The sequence below is a fragment of the Streptomyces sp. NPDC101225 genome (genome assembly GCF_044767585.1).
GTDB lineage: Bacteria > Actinomycetota > Actinomycetes > Streptomycetales > Streptomycetaceae > Streptomyces.
Genome location: NZ_JBIWOE010000004.1, coordinates 42364 through 65071, shown reverse-complemented (window position 1 = coordinate 65071; position 22708 = coordinate 42364). Strand labels below are relative to the sequence as shown.

General features: G+C 72.6%; 15 protein-coding genes. 3 read left to right on the top strand and 12 right to left on the bottom strand.

Annotated features, from left to right (window positions below):
* Positions 1-17: 17 nt before the first annotated feature.
* Together ACIRPX_RS07115 and ACIRPX_RS07110 are read right to left on the bottom strand one after the other, a co-directional pair.
* Positions 18-3167 (bottom strand): N-acetylmuramoyl-L-alanine amidase, encoded by a 3150-nt coding sequence (locus ACIRPX_RS07115; RefSeq protein ID WP_404189442.1) that lies wholly within the window; start codon positions 3165-3167, stop codon positions 18-20.
* Between the two features lie 327 nt (positions 3168-3494).
* Positions 3495-3938, bottom strand: a complete 444-nt coding sequence (locus tag ACIRPX_RS07110; protein ID WP_404189439.1) for a hypothetical protein — start codon at positions 3936-3938, stop codon at positions 3495-3497.
* A 208-nt stretch (positions 3939-4146) separates the two neighbouring features.
* On the opposite strand from ACIRPX_RS07110, the gene ACIRPX_RS07105 reads away from it, so the two are divergent.
* Both ACIRPX_RS07105 and ACIRPX_RS07100 read left to right on the top strand, forming a co-directional pair.
* On the top strand, positions 4147-5094 hold the full coding sequence (locus ACIRPX_RS07105) for a hypothetical protein (protein ID WP_404189437.1): 948 nt from the start codon (positions 4147-4149) through the stop codon (positions 5092-5094).
* Positions 5095-5152: 58 nt separating this feature from the next.
* On the top strand, positions 5153-6895 hold the full coding sequence (locus tag ACIRPX_RS07100) for an insulinase family protein (protein ID WP_404189434.1): 1743 nt from the start codon (positions 5153-5155) through the stop codon (positions 6893-6895).
* Between the two features lie 77 nt (positions 6896-6972).
* Here ACIRPX_RS07100 and ACIRPX_RS07095 read toward each other — a convergent pair whose 3' ends face one another.
* Both ACIRPX_RS07095 and pdxH read right to left on the bottom strand, forming a co-directional pair.
* On the bottom strand, positions 6973-9906 hold the full coding sequence (locus tag ACIRPX_RS07095) for a protease pro-enzyme activation domain-containing protein (RefSeq protein ID WP_404189432.1): 2934 nt from the start codon (positions 9904-9906) through the stop codon (positions 6973-6975).
* Between the two features lie 589 nt (positions 9907-10495).
* The gene (gene pdxH, locus ACIRPX_RS07090) at positions 10496-11164 is read right to left on the bottom strand and encodes a pyridoxamine 5'-phosphate oxidase (protein ID WP_404189429.1); all 669 of its coding nucleotides are present in this window, start codon (positions 11162-11164) and stop codon (positions 10496-10498) included.
* 269 nt (positions 11165-11433) lie between these two features.
* Between pdxH and ACIRPX_RS07085 the strand changes: the two genes are divergently transcribed.
* Positions 11434-12534 (top strand): citrate synthase 2, encoded by a 1101-nt coding sequence (locus ACIRPX_RS07085; protein WP_404189427.1) that lies wholly within the window; start codon positions 11434-11436, stop codon positions 12532-12534.
* A 42-nt stretch (positions 12535-12576) separates the two neighbouring features.
* Here ACIRPX_RS07085 and ACIRPX_RS07080 read toward each other — a convergent pair whose 3' ends face one another.
* Genes ACIRPX_RS07080 through ACIRPX_RS07045 form a run of 8 tightly spaced genes read right to left on the bottom strand, consistent with a single transcriptional unit; the run spans position 12577 to position 22669 of the window.
* Positions 12577-13179 (bottom strand): TetR/AcrR family transcriptional regulator, encoded by a 603-nt coding sequence (locus ACIRPX_RS07080; RefSeq protein WP_404189424.1) that lies wholly within the window; start codon positions 13177-13179, stop codon positions 12577-12579.
* A 60-nt stretch (positions 13180-13239) separates the two neighbouring features.
* A complete protein-coding gene (locus ACIRPX_RS07075) occupies positions 13240-13974 on the bottom strand; it encodes an enoyl-CoA hydratase family protein (protein ID WP_404189422.1) in 735 nt (244 codons plus the stop codon).
* Complete coding sequence (locus tag ACIRPX_RS07070) at positions 13971-15548, bottom strand: 4-coumarate--CoA ligase family protein (protein WP_404189419.1); 1578 nt, start codon at positions 15546-15548, stop codon at positions 13971-13973. The genes ACIRPX_RS07075 and ACIRPX_RS07070 overlap by 4 nt, the downstream gene beginning before the upstream one ends.
* Before the next feature lie 21 nt (positions 15549-15569).
* Positions 15570-16709 carry an acyl-CoA dehydrogenase family protein gene (locus ACIRPX_RS07065; RefSeq protein ID WP_404189417.1) on the bottom strand — a complete coding sequence of 380 codons (1140 nt, stop codon included), beginning with the start codon at positions 16707-16709 and terminating at the stop codon, positions 15570-15572.
* Complete coding sequence (locus ACIRPX_RS07060) at positions 16706-18571, bottom strand: biotin carboxylase N-terminal domain-containing protein (protein WP_404189415.1); 1866 nt, start codon at positions 18569-18571, stop codon at positions 16706-16708. Before ACIRPX_RS07060 ends, ACIRPX_RS07065 begins: the two co-directional genes overlap by 4 nt.
* A 29-nt stretch (positions 18572-18600) precedes the next feature.
* Entirely contained in the window at positions 18601-20241 is a 1641-nt protein-coding gene (locus tag ACIRPX_RS07055; RefSeq protein WP_404189412.1) for an acyl-CoA carboxylase subunit beta, read from the bottom strand.
* Complete coding sequence (locus ACIRPX_RS07050) at positions 20196-21878, bottom strand: acyclic terpene utilization AtuA family protein (protein ID WP_404189409.1); 1683 nt, start codon at positions 21876-21878, stop codon at positions 20196-20198. The genes ACIRPX_RS07055 and ACIRPX_RS07050 overlap by 46 nt, the downstream gene beginning before the upstream one ends.
* Positions 21875-22669, bottom strand: coding sequence for a TIGR03084 family metal-binding protein (locus ACIRPX_RS07045; RefSeq protein WP_404189406.1), 795 nt, complete (start codon positions 22667-22669; stop codon positions 21875-21877). The genes ACIRPX_RS07050 and ACIRPX_RS07045 overlap by 4 nt, the downstream gene beginning before the upstream one ends.
* Positions 22670-22708 lie beyond the last annotated feature (39 nt).

The window sequence follows — 22708 nt, the reverse complement described above, 5'->3', positions numbered from 1 at the left end:
CGCCCCCCCCGCCCGGCTCATTCGGTGAAGTAGCCGGCGAGGTCGGCGATCAGGTCGACGTTCCCGGCATGGTTGTAGAAGTTGATCTTTCCGTTGGTGACGGGGACGACGACGAGGTTGGGGATGGTCTTGCCCTCCGTGAAGTTGAGGTTGGAGGCCGGGACCGGCCTGGAGACGCCGTTCGGGTAGACGGTGACGTAGCTGGTGGTCGTCGGGCGGACCGCGGTGACGTTCAGGACGACGGCCGTGGCGTCGACCGGGACGCCGCTGTGGCCGCCGACGGTCAGCGTGACCGTGGCGTCGGCCCCCACGGTGCCCTTGCGGACGCCGGTGCCGTCGCGGGTGTCCATGACCCGGACCGGTCCCGCGTTGTGCTCGACGGAGCCGGTGTCGCTGAAGTAGCCGCTGATGTCGGCGATCAGGTCCACGCTCCCGGCGTTGTTGTAGAAGTCGACCTTGCCGTTGACGACGGGGACGACCACGAGGTTCGGGAACGTCTCGTTCGCCCAGAAGTTGAGGCTGGAGGCGCTCGTGCGGGTGGTCCCGTCGGGGTAGGCGGTGACGTAACTGGCCTTCGTCCCCCTCGTCGCCGTCACGTTCATGACCACCGCGGTGATGCCGCTGGTGGGCAGCCCGGCCTTGCCGGCGACCTGGAGGCTGACCGTGCCGGCGGGGCCGACCTTGGCCTTCGGTACGCCGGTGCCGTTGCGGGTGTCCATGAGCCGCGTCGGGGTGATGCTGGTGAGCTTGGAACCGCTTCCGTCACTGGTGTAGTAGCCGGTGATGTCGGCGATCAGGTCGACGCTTCCCGCGCGGTTGAAGAAGTTCACCTTGCCGTTGGTGACGGGCACCGTCACCAGGTTCGGAAACGTCTTGCCCGCCGGGAAATTGAGGTTGGACGCGCTCGAGCGGGCGGACCCGTTGGGGTAGACGGTGACGTAGCTGGTGGCGGTGGCGTTGGTCGCCGTCACGTTCATGATGACGCCGGTGACGCCGCTGCTGGGCACTCCGGCCTTGCCGGTGACCTGAAGGGTGACGGTGCCGTTGGTGCCGACCTTGGCCTTGGCGACGCCGGTGCCGTCGCGGGTGTCCATGATCCGCGTCGGGGTGACGGGCTTGAGCGTGCCGGTCGGCGGGACGACCGGATCGGTCACCGTGACGTCGCTCGCCTTCACGTACGCGAGACGGTGGTTGTAGCGGATCGGGTAGTAGGTCGTGTTCCCCGAGACGAGCAGGCAGTCCGGGGTGCCCGAGCAGTTGATGTCCATCGCGTAGTAGAAGTCGCCGTTCACCGCCGACAACGCGGTGTAGGACTGACCCGGCTGGATGGTCGCGTGGTCGAGCGGGGTCACCTGCTGGTTCGCCTCGGAGGCCAGGTCGCTCAGCTCGGCGGGGTAGGCCGAGGTCTCCGGGTAGGCGCGCCCGTAGACCGGGACGGCCGACGAGCCGGAGGGGGTGATCAGGTGCTGCGCCGTGCCGGTGTTGGCCATGGTGTACGCGCCGCCGGGGTTGTGGAACCACGCCTTCTGGCCGTCGTACCAGATGGCCGTCCAGTCACCCTGCACCGCCGCGACCACGAAGGTCTGGCCGAAGGGGGCCTTGTCCGTCCAGTCCCAGCCCTGCGTGGTGCCGGTGGGCTTGCCGTCCGCCGTGAACTTCGGGTCGGTGAGCAGCGCGGCCGTGTCGGACGGGCTGGTGCGCAGATAGACGAAGTTGGCCGGGTTGGCCGGGCAGGTGGTGGTGGACGAACCGCATCCGGTCAGGGTCGGCTCGTAACCGCTGCTCCACGGCGGGGTGATGGTGACCTCGCCGCCGACCACGGGCATGCCGTTGCCGTTGGGGTAGGCACCCAGCAGCGTCAGGTAGTGGCTCCAGTTCCACCACGGGCCCGGGTCCCAGTGCATGCCCTCGTAGTAGGCGCTGAGGGGGCCGGGCACGCCGTCGTGGCCGATGATGTGCTCGCGGTCGAGCGGGATGTCGAACTTCTTGGCGAGGTAGCCGACCAGGGCCACGGAGGACTGGTACTCCTGCTCGGTGTACCAGGTGCCGTAGTCCAGCGCGTAGCCCTCGTGCTCGATGCCGATCGAGTGGTCGTTGACGTACTTGTTGCCGGCGTGCCAGGCGACGTCCTTGGTCGGCACCATCTGCGTGACCGAGCCGTCGGCGCCGACCACGTAGTGGGCGCTGGCGTAGGTCGACGACTGCTTGAACGAGTTGATCGCGGAGGACGCGGTGCTCTCGGTGTCGTGGATGACGATGGTGTTGACGGCGTCGCCGTCCGCCGGACGGTTCGCGATGTCGTAGTTGCCGTAGTCGCTCTGGTCGCTGCTGCTGTTGAGCGCGTAGGCGGCGGGGGTGAAGGTGCACACCAGCGTGGAGGGGCACTCCGTCGCCGGGGTGTCGGTGGTGCCGGTGGTGAACGAGGCCTGGCGTATCGCGGGCTTCAGGTCGGGGCTCACCGAGGTCGTCCGGTGCGCCGGCACGGACGGGTCGGCGGGCAGCGTCACCTCCTGGTTGTCCGTGGTGACCCGGTGTGCGCCGACGCGCATGGTCGCGAACACACGGTCGGCGAACTGGTCGGCGACCTGGGACCGGCCGGACTGGCTGTAGCGCGCCACCGCCGGGTACCACTGCGCCGGGTCGGACGGCAGCGAGCCCGCCGAGGCGCGCTCGTAGGAGGCGAGCAGCGCGGCGGCGCCGCGTATGTTCTGCCGCGTGGAGGTGCGCAGCGAGGCGTGGGAGGCCTTGACCATCGAGGCGGCGGTGTCGAGGGTGCGCATGGCCGGGGTGATCGGCTGCGACGCGTTCGCGCTCGGCGCGGACGTGCCGCTCGGCGTGGACGTGGCGGACTTCGCGGCGTGGTGGCGCAGCGCCCTGGGGTCGTCGCCGTACCCGTGCGTCTCCGGCTCGCTCTTCGGCCCCGGCTTCAGGTCGCTCGCGCTGACCGAGGTCAGGCCCATGACACTGTAGTTGCCGGTGACCGAGGGCCGGCCGTGGTGCGACTCCCAGAGCGTCATCTGGTACGAGACCGCCATCAGCACACCGGCCGGCACGTGGAACTCGGCGGCGGCCGACTTGAACTCGGCCTGGAGGGAGTGCGAAGGGCCTCCGCTCGACGCGGCGTCGGCGGTCCCGCCGCCCTCTCCCAGCGCCGTCGTTGCGATCACGCCTGCGACGAGCCCTCCGGTGGCGAGCCCACTCGCCACGCCGAGCCACAGCCGCCGCCGGGATCTGCGATGTTTCGAAAGCAAGAAGCTACCTCAATCGGGTCATTGCGCTTTATGAATGTCGATGTACGACAACAGGCATGTATCAACGGGGAGGGCAGGTCGGCGGGAAGGAGCTGCCGGGGCGGTGCGCACGGTGCCGCATCCCGCCCGCACGGTCTCGCTCCGCTCCCCTCGTGACGGAGCCGCGAACGCAGCCCCCCGGGCTGTACAGCGTCGACGGGCCGGTAAACATCACACCAACGACGAACGGCGCCCCGTCCTGCGTCAGCGGATGGCCGGCAGCGCCGCCACGAAGCGCGGCCCGTCCGACCGGTGCTGCACGGGGAAGGTCACCTTGAGGCCCTGCTCCTGGCCCGCCACCGACAGGCGCGTCGCGTACTGCAGCCCGAGGAACGCCTTCTTCGAGCCGCCCGCCGAGACATACGGCCGGGGCAGGTTCAGCAGCAGCTTGCCCGGTCTGCCGCCCCGGTTGCCGTCGAAGAAGAGCAGGCGCTGGTCGGTCATGACGATGTACAGCGCGCGGGGCGTGACCGTGGCCATGACCGTGCCCGCGCTGAGGACGCCGACCACGGCCGCGGTGAGGGCCTGCTTGCGCACGGAGACCGAGCCGACGCCCGCGAGCGAGGTGAACTCCACCCGCTCGCCCTGGAGCAGCAGGGGGGCCGCCGCCTCCAGCAGTTGGCGGGTACGGCGGGCGTTGAGGGCCATGAGGGCTCCAGGAGCGTGAAGAGGACGGGCGGAAAGGAGTGGCCCGCGGTCACAGGCGGGCAGAAGATGCGCAAATTAGGGACGCCAGGTGAACGGAAGATGTCCGGACGGTCGGGTGCCGGTCAAGTCGCGCACCTGCTTCGGCCAACCCCGGGCCGCGTTCCGCCCGCCGGATCCGCCGGCGCCGCCCTCGCTTATGATCCGCCGCATGTCGCACCCCCCGTCCCTGCCGCCTCCCGACTTCGAGCTCGCCTCCGCCTTCCCCGAGGCGGCCTGGCTGCGGAAGGCCGCCGCCGTGTCGGACTGGGCGGCGATCCGGCAGTACGTCGACGGGCTGCCGGCCGGGACGGACCGCAGCTTCGCGGTGCGTGTGCTCTCCGACGTGGACGGGATCGAACAGTGGCTGCGGCCCGCCGTCGCCGCCGCTCCCGGCGATGTGCTCGCCCTCACCGTCCTCGGCGCCCGCGAAGTGCGCGTCGGCTGGGAGATCAGGACCTCGGCGAGCGCCAAGCACGTCAGCCGTGAGCAGTTCGCCGGGCTGCACGCACACCTGCGGCAGGCCGAGCAGCTGCTGATACGGGCCACCGCGCTCGACCCGTCGTACGACGCGGCCTGGGCCGAGCGGATCACCACCGCCATGGGACTGCAGCTCGGGCAGAACGAGGCGCGGCGCCGTTACGACCGCCTGGCCGGGCACCACCCGCACCACTTCACCGCGCAGGGGCGGCTGCTGCAGCAGCTGTGCCCCAAGTGGAGCGGCAGCTGGGAGGCGGCCCACGGCTTCGCCCGGGAGTGCATGCTGGCCGCCCCGGAAGGCGCCATGAACGGCGCTCTGGTGGCCGAGGCGCACCTTGAGCGCTGGCTCGACCTCAAAGGCCAGGCGCGCGAGGAGTACCTGCGCCAGGACCATGTGCGCGCCGAACTCGTCGAGGCCGCGGACCGGTCCGCGCTCCATCCTCGCTTCCACCGCGGCTACGGCTGGGTCACCGCCCAGGGCTGCTTCGCCGCGGTCTTCTCCCTGATGGGCGACACGGCACGGGCCGCCCACTGCTTCCGCGGGCTCGGCAACCTCGCCTCGGATCACCCCTGGAGCTACCTCGGCAGGCCCGCCGAGAGCTATGTACGCCACCGGGACACCGCCCTGGCCCGAGGATGACCGACCGGCGGGCGACCACCCCGGCGCAGCGACCGAAGAGACCGAACAGAGGCCGAAGATGAACCCCCAGGCCCAGCAGGCCACCGTCCACCTCACCGAGGCCGACGGCATACCCACCCTCTTCGCGTACGCCACCGGGCCGATGCGCGCGGGCCTCGTCTTCCGCGTCGGCGTCGCGGACGAGACGCTCGCCCGAGCCGGCGTCACGCATCTCGTCGAGCACCTCGCCCTGCACCGCCAGGGCCTGCCCGACTACCACTTCAACGGCGCGACCAAGGCCGCCTTCACCCACTTCCACGTCGAGGGCGCCGAACACGAGGTCGCCGCCTACCTCCAGGGCGTCTGCGCCTCCCTCACCGACCTGCCCATGGACCGCCTGGAGACCGAGAAGGAGATCCTGCGCACCGAGGAGTCCCGGCGTGAGGATCCCCAGCTCCCGCTGTGGCGTTACGGCGCCCAGGGATACGGCCTGGTCAGCTACCCGGAGTGGGGCGTTTTGGGGCTGCGCCCGGACGACGTACGGCACTGGGCGCACACCCGCTTCACCCAGGGCAACGCCGTGCTGTGGGTCGCCGGTGAACGCCTGCCGGCCGGGCTGTCGCTCAAGCTGCCCGCCGGTGAGCGCCGCCCGATGCCCGCCGTCACCTCGGCGCTTCCGGCCACCCCCGCCTACTTCTCCGCCGGCCGGGGCGGGGTCCTGCTGGACTCCGTCGTCAGCGACACCGCCGCCGCCCGGCTGTACGCGGGCGTCCTGGAACGCGAACTCTCCCGCGCCCTGCGGCAGGAGGGCGGCTACTCCTACACCGCGGCCACCGACCACACCTCGCGCCGAGACGGCTTCGCCCTGGTGACCGCGTTCGCGGACGCCCTGCCCGCCAAGCAGGACGCGGTGCTCGGCGGCTTCGTCGACGTCCTCGCCGCCCTCCAGGCGGGCCGGATCGCGCAGTCCGACCTGGAGGCGGTGCGGACCCGGGCCGACGGGCGGCTGACCGGGCCCGACGCCGGCGTACGGCGGCTGCCCGGGGCGGCGGAGGACCTGCTCGCCGGGCGGCCGCCGCGCACCCCCGACGAACTGCGCTCGGAGCTGTGGGCGGTGACGGCCGGTCAGCTGCACGCGGTGGCCGGGGAGGCGGCGCGGACGGCGCTGCTGCAGGTGCCCGCGGGGCACAGCGCGGACTGGGCCGGCTACAGCGCGGCCCCGACCAGTTCCCCGTACGCGGTCACCGGGCGGCGGTTCGCCTCGGCGGGCGGGGCCGCTCCGGCCCTGGTGATCGGCGAGGAGGGCGTCAGCCTGACGGCGGCGACGACGGACGGGACGCAGGAGGCGGCGACCGTGCTCTACCGCTCCTGCGCCGCCGTGCTGAGCTGGCCCGACGGCGGCCGCCGGCTCATCGGCACCGACGGCATCACCGTCGACGTGGAGCCCGGCCCGTACGGCGTCGACGCGCACACGATGGCGGCCGTCGACGTCGCCGTACCGCCGGCCGCCGTGGTCCGGCTGCCGCCCCGGCAGCAGCCGTCCGGGCCGCGGCCGGCCGCCGCGCGCGCCGGGGACGGCTCCCCCGCGCGGCCCGCCCCGGCCGCGGCCCGGCGGACCGGCCGGCAGACGGCGACGCTGGTCGTCTTCGGTCTCCTCGGCGCTCTCTTCGCCTTCCTGGCCCTCGCCGTCACCGTCTTCGGCGGTGACGACCCGGAGACCAGCACCGGGGAGTGGATCGCCATCGCGGGCTTCCTGTGGGGCGTCACCGCGCTGGTCGCCTGGCCCGCCGTACGCGTCCTGCGCCGTACCCGCGCCTCCTGAAGCCGTGGCCGGAAACGGTGATGCCCCCGCCGACCATCGTGGTCGGCGGGGGCATCACCGTTACGGCGGAGGAACGCTCAGCTGGTGTAGCCGGCCACGTCCACGATCAGGTCGGTGGTGCTGTTGGTGTAGAAGTCGACCTTGCCGTCGGAACCGACGGGCACCATCACCTGGTTGGCGATGCTGATGCCCTTCACCCAGTTCAGGTTGGAGGCGGTCGGACGGCTGGTGCCGTCGGCCCAGGCGGTGAGGTAACCGGTTCCGGTGGTGCGGGTGGCCGTGACCGTCAGGACGACGGCCTTCACGCCGGTCGACGGAATGCCGTCATGTCCGGAGATCTGCAGGGCCAGCGTCTTGCCGGAGCCGAGCGCCGTCGTCTTCCTGGTGTCCAGCAGACGCGCCGGGGTCACCGTCTTGAAGGTCGTGCCGGAGGAGGAGAAGTAGCCCGAGACGTCGGCGATCACGTGGCTGGTGCCGCGGACGAAGATGCTGACGTTGCCGTCGCTGCCGATCGGCACGACGGCCATGTTGGCGATGGTGGTCCCGGTGGCCGACCAGTTGAGGTTGGACGCGGTCGGGCGGGTGGTGCCCTCCGGGTAGGCCTCCAGATAGCCGCTGCTGCTGGTCTGGGTCGCCGTCAGGTTGAGCACCACGGAGGTGGCGCTGCTCGGCACGCCCCCGTGGCCGCGGACCTTGAGGCTGACCGCCTTGTCGGAGATCTTGCTGGTGGTGGAGATCCCGGTCGCGTGACGGGTGTCCAGCAGGCGGTACGGCTTGAGCGCGGAGTGCCGGGCGCCACCGGTGCCGCTGGTGTAGTAGCCCTGGACGTCGACGATCACATGCGTGGCGCTGCTGGTCGAGACGTTCACGATGCCGTCGCCGGCCACCTTGACGGTGGTGGAGGCGGCGATGGTCCGGCCCGGGTCGCTCCAGTTGAGGTTGCTGGTCGAGGGCTTGGTGGTGCCGTCGGCCCACGCGGTGAGGTGTCCGCCGCCGGTGGTCCCGGTGACCGTGAGGTTGAGGACCACGGCGGTCACGCCGCTGCTGGGTATCCCCGCCGCGCCCTCGATCCTGACCGGGGCGGTGCCGCCGCTGACCAGCGAGTGCTTGGTCGGGACGGAGCTGAGGCCCCAGCCGGTGCCGTTGCGGGTGTCCAGCAGACGCTTGGGGGTGGCGAGCGGGTGGAAGGTGGCCGCTCCGGTGGCCGCCGTGCCCTTCGCCGCGCACACCGAGCCGATCAGGCCCGACAGCCTGGGCGCGCCCAGACCGGTGACCTCGTCGTAGCCCGCCGCCGCCGAATAGCCGGTGGCGTACACGGAGTTGTTGCCGCTGGTGACGTCCCAGAAGCCACCGGGGTAGTCGGCGCGCCCGGCCTTGTAGAGGGCGTCGTTGAGGAAGCCGACGGGGCCGCTCGCCTGGCAGGCGCTGGAGGCGTTGGCCTGGACGACGGCCGCGGCCCAGGTGGGTGCCGCGCCGCTGGTTCCGCCGATGATTCCGGGGACGGGGCCGGAGGACTGGCTGGAGTCCAGGTAGTAGATCGGGTAGCCGGTGCTCGGGTCGGCCAGGGCCGCCACGTCCGGGACCGCCCGCTTGGACGTGGTGGCGACGCCGCCCTGGTAGACGGCCGGGCTCCAGCGCGTGGAGACACCGCCGCCGCTGGCGCCGCCGTTCGAATTCCACGCCGTCTGGGTCGCGGTGGCGCCGGAACCGTTCATCGTGGTGCCGCCGACGCCGGTGACGTAGGGCTGGCTCGCCGGGTCGTCGACGGCGGCCGCGGAGGAGCCGGTCGCGGGTGCGCAGTCGCTGGAGCCGCTGTCGCCCGAGGCGGCGACGACACTCTGGCCCTGGGCCGCGGCCTCAGCGAAGATCGTGTTCTCGGCGTTCGCGGTCGCGCCGCTCTCGACGGCCTCGCACAGCCCCCAGCTGGTGGAGATGACCTGCGCCAGGTCGTCGGTGACCATCTTCTGGTAGACGTCGAGCACGTTCTGGTCGGTGGCGGACGAGGCGTCCGGGCCCTGGTAGTCGATGATGCTCGCGCCCGGCACCAGACCGATCAGGTCCTCGATGTCGAGGGCCGACTCCACGCCGACCGGCACACCGTCCACCGTGCTGCCGGCCGCGGCACCCGACCCGGCCGTCGTGTCGACGTACACGTGGGAGACCGAGGTGCTGGTGCCCACGCAGGACTGGTACGCGGCGATGCTGGAGTCGGCCACGTTCTCCAGCTCGAACACGGCCACGGTCTGCCCGGCACCGACGGTGGAGGAGCTCGTCATCCCGTAGGTGCCGGCGAGCTTGCCGGGGCTGTAGTAGTCGGCGCCGTCGGTCAGGCCCGAACCCGTGAAGTCGCTGCAGAGTCCCGGGCTGTACGAGCGGGGGGCCACCGCGCGGGGGCTGCTCGCGGTGGTGGACGCGGGCTTGCTCACGTGCCGCACGGCGGAGTGGTGGCTGGTGAGCGTGTTGACGTTGCTCAGGCCGACGATCCCGGTCACCGACGCCGCGGCGTCGGCGGGCAGTGCGGGGGCCTCGGTGTTGAGGAAGCGGGTCGTGCCGTTGCGCAGCCGGACGTTCCTGAACCCGGTGCCGAAGGCGTGGGACGCCTGCGCGACGGTGGCGGTCACCGGGATGGCGAGGCCGTCGCTGCTGACCTTGCCCGGGCTGAGCCCGGCGTCCTTGAGGGCCTGTGAGACCCCGGCGACGGTGTCCCGGGTGGGGCCGAAGACCGAGGCGAACTGCCCCTTGGCCAGGTAGTGGTGGTACTGGGGATCGCCCGGGGTGGAGACCGCGGTGATGAAGTCGTCGAGCGCCTTCGGGTCACGCGGCGACAGATGCACGCTGAGGTGCAGCGTGGTGGCCGGGGTGGTGGCGCCGACGACGGCCGCGCCGGTCGGCACCCGCGGAGCCGTGCCTATTCGCCTGGGCGCGTCCGGCCGCGGTGCGGCCGCGGCACCGGCCGCGCTCGCCGAGACGGCGGCCGCCGCGAGGAGGGCGACGGCGAGTGTGGATGCCACCGCTCCCCGGGCCTTCGTGTCGATCGCGTCCGCCGCACGTCTTTGGCGTCCCGGCACGGCCTGAGCCTTTCTGGCCATGGAGTCCCTTCAGAGTTGAGGCGCCGTCATGGCGATCAGGACCGGCGCCTTGAGCTCACTCCGGCAGGCTGGTTCGACCGAGCACGCGGGAACTGTCCACCTACGCCAGGAGTTTGAGCATTTCTTATCAGAAGCGATCAGTCCTGTCTCCTACCGGGGGGGAATCAGGCGGTTCGGCGACAGGGCCGGGACCGGAGCCGCGGCCGCTCGATAAATCGCTTGAACGTCCCCGGGCCGCCTTTCTAGAGTGGCGGCACCAGGAAAGGAGGTGGTTCGGAGCATGTATGCACACCGGACGTCGGAGGTGGCTGCGGGCTAGCGGCCCGTCACCACACCCGGTGCGGTGCCGGACCAGCGTGCGCGAGAAGCACGCAGCCGGCCTAATCCAGCGCAGTCACCCGACCCGCGAGCTCGCCGGTACGTCCGGCCGGCTTCCCCGCCGTGAGGCGGGGGACCAGAGCTCGCGGGTCGTCTGCGTTCCGTGCTCCGGCGTCGTCGGGTTCCGGCGTCGTCACGGGCTGAGCCGCTCGACCCTCCACCCGCCGTCCGCCCGTGCCACGTACCGCAACCGGTCGTGCAGCCGGTTCTCGCGGCCCTGCCAGAACTCCACCGACCGCGGGGCGACCCTGAAGCCGCCCCAGTGCGGCGGGACCGGCACCTTCTCCCCCTCGGGATAGCGGGCGGCCAGCTCGGCGTAGGCGGCGTCGAGCTCGTCACGGCCGGAGATCACGGTCGACTGGGCGCTGGCCCAGGCACCCAGCTGCGAGCCGTGCGGGCGGGTGCGGAAGTAGGCGGCCGTCTCGTCGCGGCCGGTGCGGCGCGCGACGCCCGAGACGATGACCTGGCGGGCCATCGGGTGCCAGGGGAAGAGCAGCGAGACGTACGGGTTCTCCGCGAGGTCGGCGGCCTTGCGGGAGCCGTAGTTGGTGTAGAAGACGAAGCCCTGCTCGTCGAAGCTCTTCAGCAGCACGGTGCGTGAGCTGGGGCGGCCCTCGGCGTCGGCCGTGGAGACGACCATGGCGTTCGGCTCGAAGAGGTGGGCCTGCGTCGCGGCCTGCCCGAACCAGTGGGCGAACTGGGCGACGGGCGTCGCGGGCAGATCGGTCTCGGCGAGACCCTCGGCCCGGTACTGCCTGCGCATCGCGGCGGGGTCGAGGGGCACGGCGTCTCGGTCGGTCACGCGGTCATCTTGCCGTATGCGCGTATGCCGTCCGGCGGAGCGTCCGGCATGATGAGAGGGTCAGACGTGGCACTCAGTGCCGCGAAGTCTCCCCAAAACTGGCACTCGGGGATATCGTGCTGGTCCGTTCTGGTTGAGGGTCCGGTCGTACGGGGCATCACCACCCTGCCCACCCAGGACCACGAGTCGCACGAAGCGGCCGGGGATCCGGCGGCGGGCCGCCCTTCCTGCCGTGCACATCCGCCGTACACATCACGAGGAGCCGCCTGATGTCCGACTTCGTACCCGGACTCGAGGGAGTCGTCGCGTTCGAGACGGAGATCGCCGAACCGGACAAGGAGGGCGGCGCCCTTCGCTACCGGGGCGTCGACATCGAGGACCTGGTCGGTCACGTCTCGTTCGGCAATGTCTGGGGGCTGCTCGTCGACGGCGCCTTCAATCCCGGTCTGCCGCCCGCCGAGCCGTTCCCGATCCCCGTGCACTCCGGCGACATCCGCGTGGACGTGCAGTCGGCGCTGGCCATGCTGGCGCCGGTGTGGGGCCTGAAACCGCTGCTGGACATCGACGCCGAGCAGGCCCGCGAGGACCTGGCCAGGGCGGCCGTGATGGCGCTCTCCTACGTCGCCCAGTCCGCCCGCGGGCAGGGCCGGCCGATGGTCCCGCAGCGGGAGATCGACAAGGCCCACTCGATCACCGAGCGCTTCATGATCCGCTGGCGGGGCGAGCCCGACCCCCGGCACGTCGCGGCCGTCGACGCCTACTGGACCTCCGCCGCCGAGCACGGCATGAACGCCTCCACCTTCACGGCGCGGGTGATCGCCTCCACGGGTGCGGACGTCGCCGCCGCGCTGTCGGGCGCCGTAGGAGCGATGTCCGGGCCGCTGCACGGCGGCGCGCCCTCTCGCGTGCTCGGCATGATCGAGGAGATCGAGCGGACCGGGGACGCCGAGACGTATGTGAAGCAGGCGCTGGACAAGGGCGAGCGCCTGATGGGCTTCGGGCACCGCGTCTACCGCGCCGAGGACCCCCGCGCGCGCGTGCTGCGGCGTACGGCCCGTGAGCTGGGCGCACCCCGCTTCGAGGTGGCGGAGGCGCTGGAGAAGGCGGCACTGGCGGAACTGCACGCCCGCCGCCCGGACCGGGTCCTCGCGACCAACGTCGAGTTCTGGGCGGCGATCGTCCTCGACTTCGCCGAGGTCCCCGCCCACATGTTCACGTCGATGTTCACGTGCGCCCGTACGGCCGGCTGGTCGGCGCACGTCCTGGAGCAGAAGCGGACGGGACGCCTGGTACGGCCGACCGCCCGGTATGTGGGGCCGGGGACGCGTGGCCCGCAGGAGATCGTGGGGTACGAGAGCATCACCCGCTGAGGCGGCCGGTGCGGGGGTGTCGCCGCTCCGGTGCGCCCGGCCTCAGCCCAGCGCCTCGTCCAGCAGCGACGCCCACTGCGCCACCACCCGTTCCCGCCGTCCGCCGTCGTCGGTGAGCAGGTTGGCCAGGCCGAGGCCGCGGGCCATGTCCAGGAAGCCCTGGACGGTTTCGCGGACGCCGGGGCGCAACTCGTCGGCGGCGAGCAGGTCGACGGCTATACGGTGCGTCTCGCGGCCGACGCGGGCCTCCAGCTCGGTGACGCGGGGGCGCAGCTGGTCCTCGTTGGAGGCGGCGACCCACAGGTGGAGCGCGGCCCGGAACAGGGGGCCCGTGTAGAGGTCGACGAGGGCGGTCACGACGGCTCGGCGGTCGCCCGACGGGCCGTCGGGGAAGAGGGCGCGCATCGCGGTGGAGCGTTCCTCGGCGACGTATTCGACCGCTGCCGTGAACAGGTCCTCGCGGGTCGGGAAGTGGTGCTGGGCGGCGCCGCGGGAGACGCCGGCGCGTTCGGCGACGACGGAGACCGTGGAGCCCGCCCAGCCGTGCTCGGCCAGGCAGGCCACGGCGGCCTCCAGGAGCCGCTGCCGGGTGGCCCGGCTGCGGTCCTGCTTGGGCACGCGGTCGACCGAGGTCATGGCAGCCATCTCACAGCGTCCATCTCGCAGCGTCCGTTCCCGTCGCGTCCGTTCCCGTCGCGTCCGATCTCACAGGACCCATGCCGGGTCCCGTCGTTCCAGGAAGGCGGTCATCCCCTCGCGGGCCTGCGGGGAGGCGAACAGCCGGGCCGAGAGCGCGGTGAGATCGGCCGCGTCACGGTCGAACGTCTCGAGCACCTTAGCCGTGAGCAGCGCCTTCGTCTCGGCCAGCCCCTCGGGGGCGGACCTGCGCAGACCGTCGAGGATCGGGGCCAGGGCCTCGTCGACGTCCTCGCCGGCGACCGTCACCAGGCCGGTCCGGACGGCCTCGGCCGCGTCGAACCGCTCGCCGGTGAGGTAGTGGCGGGCCAGCGCCCGGGGGTCGCAGCGGGGCAGCAGGGGCAGGGAGATGACGGCGGGGGCGACCCCGATGCGGACCTCGGTGAAGGCGAAGGTCGAGGTGCCGGAGGCCGCCGCGATGTCGCACGCCGCGAGCAGGCCGAGGCCGCCCGCCCGTACGTGCCCGGTGACCCGGGCGACGACGGGTCTGGGCAGGGCGACGATCTGCCGGAGCACGCCCACGAGGGCGTCCGGGTGCGGCGGGTCGCGCAGGTCGGCGCCCGCGCTGAAGGTGTTGCCGGTGTGGGTGAGGACGACCGCGCGCACGCCGCCGTCCTCGGCGCACTCCGTCAGCGCGTCCGCCAGTTCTCCCACGAGGGCTGCCGACAGCGCGTTGCGGTTGGCGGTGGAGTCGAGGCTGAGCGTCTCGATGCCGCGCGCGCGGGTGCGTCCGACCAGGGTCATGTCCGCTCCCTCAGGGCCCGCAGCTCGCGGCGCAGGATCTTCCCGGAGGCGGCCCGGGGGACGCCGTCGATGAAGGTGACCTGGCGGACGCGCTTGTAGGGGGCGACGCGTTCGGCGACGTACATCATGACCTCTCCCTCGGAGAGGCCGGCCGCGTTCGGCTGGCGCACCACGTACGCGTGCGGGACTTCGTTGTGGTCCTCGTTGTAGACGCCGATGACGGCGGCGTCGGCGATGCCGGGGTGGGTCAGCAGGAGGGCCTCGAGTTCGGCGGGGGCCACCTGGAAGCCCTTGTACTTGATGAGTTCCTTGACCCGGTCGACGACGAACAGCCAGCCGTCCTCGTCGGTGTGGCCCACGTCGCCGGTGTGCAGCCAGCCGTCGGGGTCGATCATCTGGGCGGTGGCGTCGGGGCGGCCCAAATAGCCCTTCATCACCTGGGGGCCGCGGATGAGGATCTCGCCGGACTCGCCGGCGGGCAGGTCCTTGTCGGGGTCGTCGAGCGAGACGATGCGCATCTCGGTGCCCGCGATGAGCTTGCCGACGGTTCCGGGCGGTGCGTCCCGCATGGCCTCCAGCGGGACGACGTGGGTGCCGGGGGACAGTTCGGTCATGCCGTAGGCCTGGCCGACGGGCGGCAGGCCCAGGCGCTGGGAGCAGGCGGCGGCGAGGGCGGCGTCCAGGGGCGCGGCGGCGCTGACGATGTGGGTCAGCGACGACAGGTCGTAGTGCGCGACCAGCGGGTGCTTGGCGAGGGCCAGCACGATGGGCGGGGCCACGAACAGGCCGGTGATGCGGTGGTCCTGGATGGCCGCGAGGAAGGTCTCCAGCTCGAAGCGCGGCAGCACGACGACCGTGGCGCCCTGCCTGAGGGGCGCGTTCATCAGGGCGGTGAGGCCGTAGATGTGGAAGAAGGGCAGCACGGCGAGGATGCGGTCGCCGGGACGGGCCGGGATGAGCGGCTCCAGCTGGGCGAGGTTGGTGGCGATCTGGCGGTGGGTGAGCATCACGCCCTTGGGGATGCCGGTGGTGCCGGAGGAGTACGGCAGGGCCGCGACGTCCTCGGCGGGGTCGATGTCGACCTGGGGTTCGGGCGCGGTGGAGGCCAGCATGTCGATCAGCGAGCGGTGTCCGGGAGCGCTGTCGCAGACGAAGATCTCCTGGACGCCGCCGGCGAGTTCGGCCGCCTGGCGGGCGGTGTCCAGCAGCGGTGACACGGTGACGATCCACCGGGCCGCCGAGTCCTTGAGCTGCTTGCCGAACTCCTCGGCCGTGGCCAGCGGGTGCACGGTGGTGACGGAGGCGCCCGCGCGCGTGGCGGCGTAGAAGGCGGTCGGGAAGGCGATGGTGTTGGGGCTGTGCAGGGCCAGCACGTCGCCCTTGCGCACGCCCGCCTCGGCGAGCGCGGCCGCGATGCGCCGGTGGAAGCGGTCGAGTTGTTCGTAGGAGAGGGTGGTCCCGTCGGTCCCGTCGATCAGGGCGGGCCGGTCCCCGAACTCGGCGGCCCGGCCCAGGACGGCCTCGTGGATGGGGAGTTCGAGGGGCGGGACGTCGGCGTACTCGCTGCGGAACACGGTTCCTCCAAGGGCGGCGGCCTAGTACGACTTGGGCAGACCCAGGGTCTGGTGGGAGACGTAGTTGAGAATCATCTCCCGGCTCACCGGAGCAATACGAGCCACACGGGAGGCGGTTATCAACGATCCAAGGCCGAATTCCCGGGTGAGGCCGTTGCCGCCGAGGGTGTGCACGGACTGGTCGACCGCCCGCACGCACGCCTCGCCCGCCGCGTACTTGGCCATGTTGGCGGCCTCACCGGCGCCGACGTCGTCCCCGGCGTCGTAGAGGTGGGCCGCCTTCTGCATCATCAGGCGGGCGAGTTCGAGCTCGATGTGCGCCTGCGCGAGGGGGTGCGCGATGGCCTGGTGGGCGCCGATGGGGGTCTTCCAGACCTGGCGGTCGCGCGCGTACTCCACGGCGCGGGAGAGGGCGTAGCGGCCCATGCCGATCGCGAAGGCGGCCGTCATGATGCGTTCGGGGTTGAGGCCGGCGAAGAGCTGCAGCAGGCCCGCGTCCTCGTCGCCGACCAGGGCGTCGGCGGGCAGCCGTACGTCGTCGAGGGTCAGCTCGAACTGCTTCTCCACGGCGCTGAGTTCCATGTCGATGGCGCGCCGGGTGAAGCCCTCGGCGTCGCGCGGGACGATGAACAGGCACGGCTTGAGGTTGCCGGTGCGGGCGTCCTCGGTGCGGCCGACGATCAGGGTGGCGTCGGCGATGTCGACGCCGGAGATGAAGACCTTGCGGCCGGTGAGGAGCCAGTCGCCGGTGTCGGGGTCGCGGCGTGCGGTGGTGGTGATGCGGTGGGAGTTGGAGCCGGCGTCGGGTTCGGTGATGCCGAACGCCATGGTGCGGGTGCCGTCGGCGAGGCCCGGCAGCCAGGCCTGCTTCTGGCCGTCGGTGCCGAAGCGGGCGATGACGGTGCCGCAGATCGCCGGGGACACGATCATCATCAGCAGGGGGCAGCCGGACGCGCCCAGTTCCTCCAGGACGATGGAGAGCTCGGCGATGCCGCCGCCTCCGCCGCCGTACGCCTCCGGCAGGTTGACGCCGAGGTAGCCGAGCTTGGCGGCCTCGGCCCAGAGGGCTTCGCGGTCGTACGCGCGGCCGTGGCGTTTGCCGAGGGCGGCGACGGCCGAGCGGAGAGCCTTGTGCTCCGTGGTTTCCAACGTGGCGCTCACTGGTCCTCCTGAGAGACCTCGACTACGGCGAGCAGGGCACCCACGTCGACCTGGGCACCGCGGACGGCGTGCAGCGCCGTGAGCGTGCCGGTGGCCGGTGCGGTGATCTTGTGCTGCATCTTCATGGCCTCCAGCCACAGCAGGGGCTCCCCGGCCCGTACGGCCGCCCCTGCGGCCAGGCCGTCGGCGATCTTCACGACGGTGCCGGGCATGGGGGCGAGCAGGGTGCCGGGGGCGTGCTGTGCGGTGGGGTCGGAGAAGCAGGGCAGGGCGGTCAGCGAGGTGGTGTTGACGTACACCTGCTCGCCGTAGCGCGTCACCTCGAACTTCCGCTGGACGCCGTCCACTTCGAGGACGACCAGGCCGGGCGTCGCCCGCACCACGCGGACGCCGTCCGCCTCCAGGCCGGCACGGGTGTGCCGGTAGCGGACCTCGTGCTCCTCCCCCGCCGTCGTGTACCGCTTGATCTGCGGCTGGGAGGGCAGGTTGCGGTAGCCGCCGAAGCGGGAGGCGCGGGTCCGCGCCTCGGCGAGGGCGGCGGCGAGCGGGGCGTACGGGTCGGGGGCCGGTTCGGTCAGTTCGGCGAGGTGGCGGTCGTAGAAGCCCGTGTCCATGCCGGCGCCGGTGAACTCCTTGTGCCGCAGGGAGCGGACGAGGAGGTCGCGGTTGGTGACCGGGCCGTGGACCGTGGCCCGTTCCAGGGCGCCCGAGAGCCGGCGGACGGCCTCCGCGCGCGTGGGGGCGTGGGCGATCACCTTGGCGAGCATGGGGTCGTAGTGGACGCCGATGCCGTCGCCGTCGCCGTAGCCGGTGTCCAGGCGGACGTCGCCGGGGACGGCGAGGCGGTGCAGGGTGCCGGTCTGCGGGGCCCAGTCGCCCGCCGGGTCCTCGGCGTACAGACGGGCCTCGATCGCGTGGCCACGCGCGCGTGGCGGGTCGGCCGCGAGGGCGTGGCCCTCGGCGACGCGGATCTGCTCGGCCACCAGGTCGAGGCCGAACACGGCTTCCGTGACGGGGTGTTCGACCTGGAGGCGGGTGTTCATCTCCAGGAAGTGGGCGCTGCCGGCCGCGGAGACGAGGAACTCGACGGTTCCGGCGCCGGCGTAGTCGACGGCGCGGGCGGCGCGGACGGCCAGCGTGTGCAGCTCCTGCCTGAGCTCGTCGCCGAGGCCGGGGGCGGGCGCCTCCTCGATCACCTTCTGGTGGCGCCGTTGCAGGGAGCAGTCGCGGGTGCCCAGCGCCCACACCGTGCCGTGGGTGTCGGCGAGGACCTGCACCTCGACGTGGCGGCCGCCCTCCACGTACGGCTCGACGAAGACCTCGCCGTCGCCGAAGGCCGCGGCGGCCTCGGCCCGGGCGCCTTCCAGCGCGCCGTCGAGGTCCGCGAGCGTGCGTACGATCCGCATGCCGCGCCCGCCGCCGCCCGCGGCGGCCTTGACCAGGACCGGCAGGTCGGACTCGGTGACCCGGTCCCGGTCCAGGGACGGGATGCCCATCAGCTGCTTGGCGCGGGTCTTGGACGCCATCGCCTCGATGGCCTCGGGCGGCGGCCCGATCCACACCAGTCCGGCGTCGAGGACGGCGCGCGCGAAGCCGGCGTTCTCGGAGAGGAAGCCGTAGCCGGGGTGGACGGCGTCCGCCCCGGCGGCGACGGCGGCCTTCACGATCAGGTCGCCGCGCAGGTACGTCTCCGCGGGCGCGGCGCCCGGCAGCCGTACGGCCGTGTCGGCCACGCGCGCGTGGAGGGCGCTCCCGTCGGCGTCCGAGTGCACCGCGACGGTCCGGATGCCCAGTTCCCGGCAGGTCCGGAAGATCCGGCAGGCGATCTCGCCGCGGTTGGCGACGAGCACAGAAGTGATCACAGAAGCTCCCGTTGTCATCACGTGCCCCCTCACATCCGGAAGACGCCGAAGCCGCCGCGGGCGCCCTCGTAGGGCGCCGTGTGGACGGCCGACAGGCACAGGCCGAGGACGGTGCGGGTGTCGCGCGGGTCGATGACGCCGTCGTCGTACAGCCGCCCGGACAGGAACTTCGGCAGCGACTCGGACTCGATCTGCTGCTCCACCATGGCGCGCAGCCCGGCGTCCGCCTCGTCGTCGTACGGCTGCCCCTTCGCGGCCGCCGACTGGCGCGCCACGATCGACAGCACGCCGGCGAGCTGCTGCGGGCCCATGACGGCGGACTTGGCGCTGGGCCAGGCGAACAGGAAGCGCGGGTCGTAGGCCCGTCCGCACATGCCGTAGTGCCCGGCTCCGTAGGAGGCGCCCATCAGCACCGACAGATGCGGGACCCGGCTGTTGCTGACCGCGTTGATCATCATCGCGCCGTGCTTGATGATGCCGCCCTGCTCGTACTCCTTGCCGACCATGTAGCCGGTGGTGTTGTGCAGGAAGAGCAGCGGGATGTCGCGCTGGTTGGCGAGCTGGATGAACTGGGCGGCCTTCTGCGACTCCTCGCTGAAGAGCACGCCCTGGGCGTTGGCGAGGATGCCGACGGGATAGCCGTGCAGGGCGGCCCACCCGGTGGTGAGGCTGGTCCCGTACAGCGGCTTGAACTCGTCGAAGTCGGAGGCGTCGACGATCCGGGCGATCACCTCGCGCGGGTCGAAGGGGATCTTCAGGTCCCCGGGGACGATGCCGAGCAGCTCGTCCTCGTCGTACTTGGGAGGCGCGGCGGGGCCCGGGTCCTCGTACGCCTTGCGGTGGTTGAGACGGGCCACGACCCGCCGCGCCTGCCGCAGGGCGTCCGGTTCGTCCACGGCGAAGTAGTCCGCGAGGCCGGACACGCGCGCGTGCATCCCGGCGCCGCCCAGCGACTCGTCGTCGCTCTCCTCGCCGGTGGCCATCTTCACCAGGGGCGGACCGCCGAGGAAGACCTTGGCACGCTCCTTGACCATGATCACGTGGTCGGACATGCCGGGGATGTACGCGCCTCCGGCGGTCGAGTTCCCGAAGACCACGGCGACGGTGGGGATGCCGGCGGCGGACAGGCGGGTCAGGTCGCGGAAGATGGCGCCGCCCGGGATGAAGATCTCCTTCTGGGACGGCAGGTCGGCGCCGCCGGACTCCACCAGGCTGATGCAGGGCAGCCGGTTGGCGAGCGCGATGTCGTTGGCGCGCAGGGCCTTCTTCAGCGACCAGGGGTTGCTGGCGCCGCCGCGCACGGTCGGGTCGTTGGCCGTGATCAGGCACTCCACGCCCGCCACGACCCCGATGCCGGTGACCAGCGAGGCGCCCACGGCGTAGTCGCTGCCCCAGGCGGCGAGCGGCGACAGCTCCAGGAAGGGGGTGTCCGGGTCGAGGAGGAGTTCGATGCGCTCGCGGGCGAGCAGCTTGCCCCGCTTGCGGTGGCGCGCGACGTACTTCTCGCCGCCGCCCGCGAGTGCCTTCGCGTGCTCGGCGTCGAGGTCGGCGAGCTTGCCGAGCATCGCCTCGCGGTGTGCGCGGTAGTCGGAACCGGCCGTGTCCAGGCCGGAGCTGATCACTGTCACAGCAGGTCCTCCGGGATGTCCAGATGGCGGGAGCGCAGCCATTCGCCGAGGGCCTTGGCCTGCGGGTCGAAGCGGTGCTGGGCGGCCACCCCGGCGCCGAGGATGCCCTCGACGACGAAGTTCAGCGCGCGCAGGTTCGGCAGGACGTGCCGCACGACCGTCAGGTCGGCGGTCTCCGGCAGGAGCTCACGGAACCGGTCGGCGGTGAGGGTGTGCGCCAGCCACCGCCAGGCGGCGTCCGAGCGCACCCACACCCCGACGTTGGCGTCGCCGCCCTTGTCCCCGCTGCGGGCTCCGGCGACGAGACCGAGCGGGGCGCGGCGCACCGGCCCGCCCGGCAGCGGTTCGGGAGCCTCGGGCTCGGGCACGTCGTCGAGTACGAGGCTGTCGCGGGCCGGGGGCACGGGGACCCGGCGCCCGTCGTCGAGCACCGCCGCGTGCCGGACGCCGTCCTGCGGGACGCGGGCAGCCTCGAAGACGCCGTAGGGCGCGCCCTTTCCGGGGGGCGCGAGCACATGGAAGCCCGGGTAGCTGGCCAGGGCCAGCTCGACGGCGGCGCCGCTCAGCGGCCGGCCGACGACCGCCTGGTCGGGGTCGCGCACCACGAGCCGGAGCACGGCGCTCGCGGTCTCCTCGCTCGCGGCGTCGGCCCGGTCGGTGCGGACGAGGTCCCAGCGCACCTCCGAGGGAGGCGACTTGGCGAGCGCGTCGGCCATCTGCTCGCGCACGAGCGCCGCCTTGGCCTCGATGTCCAGGCCGGTGAGGACGAAGGCGACCTCGTTGCGGAAGCCGCCGAGCCGGTTGAGGCCGACCTTGAGGGTCGGCGGCGGGGCCTCGCCGCGGACGCCCTCGACGCGCACACGGTCGGGTCCGTCCTGGGTGAGGCGGATCGAGTCGAGGCGGGCGGTGACGTCGGGACCGGCGTACCGGGCGCCGCCCGTCTCGTACAGGAGCTGCGCGGTGACCGTGCCGACGTCGACGAAGCCGCCGGTGCCGGGGTGCTTGGTGACGACGCAGCTGCCGTCCTCGTGGACCTCGGCGAGCGGGAAGCCCGGCCGCCGCAGGTCACGCGCCCGCTCGCCGAAGAACGCGTAGTTGCCGCCGGTGGCCTGCGTCCCGCACTCCAGGACGTGCCCGGCGACGACGGCGCCCGCGAGCCGGTCGTACTCCCCCGGCTGCCACCCGAAGTGCGCGGCGGCGGGCCCGGTGACCAGCGCCGCGTCCGTGACCCGGCCGGTCACGACGACGTCCGCGCCCGCCCGCAGGCACTCGGTGATCCCGAAGCCGCCGAGGTAGGCGTGGGCGGCGAGGCTGCCCGGGTGGGCGGCGGTGAGGTCGTCGCCCTCGACGTGGGCGACGCGGACGGGGACGCCCAGGCGGCCGGCCAACCGCCGTACGGCGTCGGCGAGTCCGGACGGGTTGAGGCCGCCGGCGTTGGTGACGATGCGCACGCCGCGCTCGTGGGCGAGCCCGAGGCACTCCTCCAGCTGGCGCAGGAAGGTGCGGGCGTAGCCGGCCGCGGGGTCCTTCAGGCGGTCCCGGCCCAGGATCAGCATGGTGAGTTCGGCGAGGTAGTCCCCGGTCAGGACGTCGAGTTCGCCGCCGGTGAGCATCTCGCGCAGGGCGCCGAAGCGGTCGCCGTAGAAGCCGGAGGCGTTGCCGATGCGCAGGGCCGTCACAGGGCGCCCCGCTTCGGCGCGCGGCCTTCGCCCGCGGGCCCGGCGAAGGCCTGCGCGATGTCCAGCCACCGGTCCGCCTCCTCGCCCAGGGCCTCGACGGCGAGGTCGGACCGGTGCGCGCGCTGGGTGACCAGCAGGCAGAAGTCGAGGGCGGGGCCGGTGACGCGGTTGTCGGCGTCCTCCGGGCCGTACGTCCACGTCTCGCCCGAGGGGGCGGTGAGTTCGATGCGGAACTCCTCGAACGGCACCGACAGTCCGTGCACGCCGAAGGCGAAGTCGCGGGTGCGGACGCCGAGGCGGACGATGTGCCGGAGCCGGTCGGTGGCGGTGCGCTCCACGCCCAGGGCCTCCGCCACGTCCAGCCCGTGGGCCCAGGTCTCCATGAGGCGGGCGGTGGCCATGGACGCGGTGGCCATGGGCGGGCCGTACCAGGGGAAACGGGCGCCTTCGGGGGCGGCCCGCAGCGCGTCGGCCAGCGCCGAGCGCCCGGCCCGCCAGTCCGCGAGCAGCTGCGCGGGCGGCTTGGCCGCGCCCTCCGCCGCGCCGTTGTCCACGAAGTCGCCGGGCTGGGCGAGCGCCTTCTCGACCTCGCGGGAGAAGGCGCCCTGGTCCGTCACGGCCAGCACGGAGTGGTGGTCGGTCCAGGCGAGGTGCGCGATCTGGTGCGCGACGGTCCAGCCGGGAGCCGGGGTGGCGAGCGCCCACTGCTCCGGGCTCAACTCGGCCACGATGCGGTCGAGTTCCTCGCTCTCCGCGCAGAGATCGTCGATCACGGGCGTCGGGTCAGCCATGCGGCGAGCATGGCAGCGGCACCAGAAACAATCAAGCGT

Coding starts and splice junctions, on each gene's coding strand:
- ACIRPX_RS07075 (WP_404189422.1), bottom strand. CDS start 13,974: ATGACCCTGGTCGGACGCACCCGCGCGCGCGGCATCGAGACGCTCAGC.
- ACIRPX_RS07085 (WP_404189427.1), top strand. CDS start 11,434: ATGTCCGACTTCGTACCCGGACTCGAGGGAGTCGTCGCGTTCGAGACG.
- ACIRPX_RS07105 (WP_404189437.1), top strand. CDS start 4,147: ATGTCGCACCCCCCGTCCCTGCCGCCTCCCGACTTCGAGCTCGCCTCC.
- ACIRPX_RS07080 (WP_404189424.1), bottom strand. CDS start 13,179: ATGGCTGCCATGACCTCGGTCGACCGCGTGCCCAAGCAGGACCGCAGC.
- ACIRPX_RS07045 (WP_404189406.1), bottom strand. CDS start 22,669: ATGGCTGACCCGACGCCCGTGATCGACGATCTCTGCGCGGAGAGCGAG.
- ACIRPX_RS07100 (WP_404189434.1), top strand. CDS start 5,153: ATGAACCCCCAGGCCCAGCAGGCCACCGTCCACCTCACCGAGGCCGAC.
- ACIRPX_RS07055 (WP_404189412.1), bottom strand. CDS start 20,241: ATGGCTGCGCTCCCGCCATCTGGACATCCCGGAGGACCTGCTGTGACA.
- ACIRPX_RS07110 (WP_404189439.1), bottom strand. CDS start 3,938: ATGGCCCTCAACGCCCGCCGTACCCGCCAACTGCTGGAGGCGGCGGCC.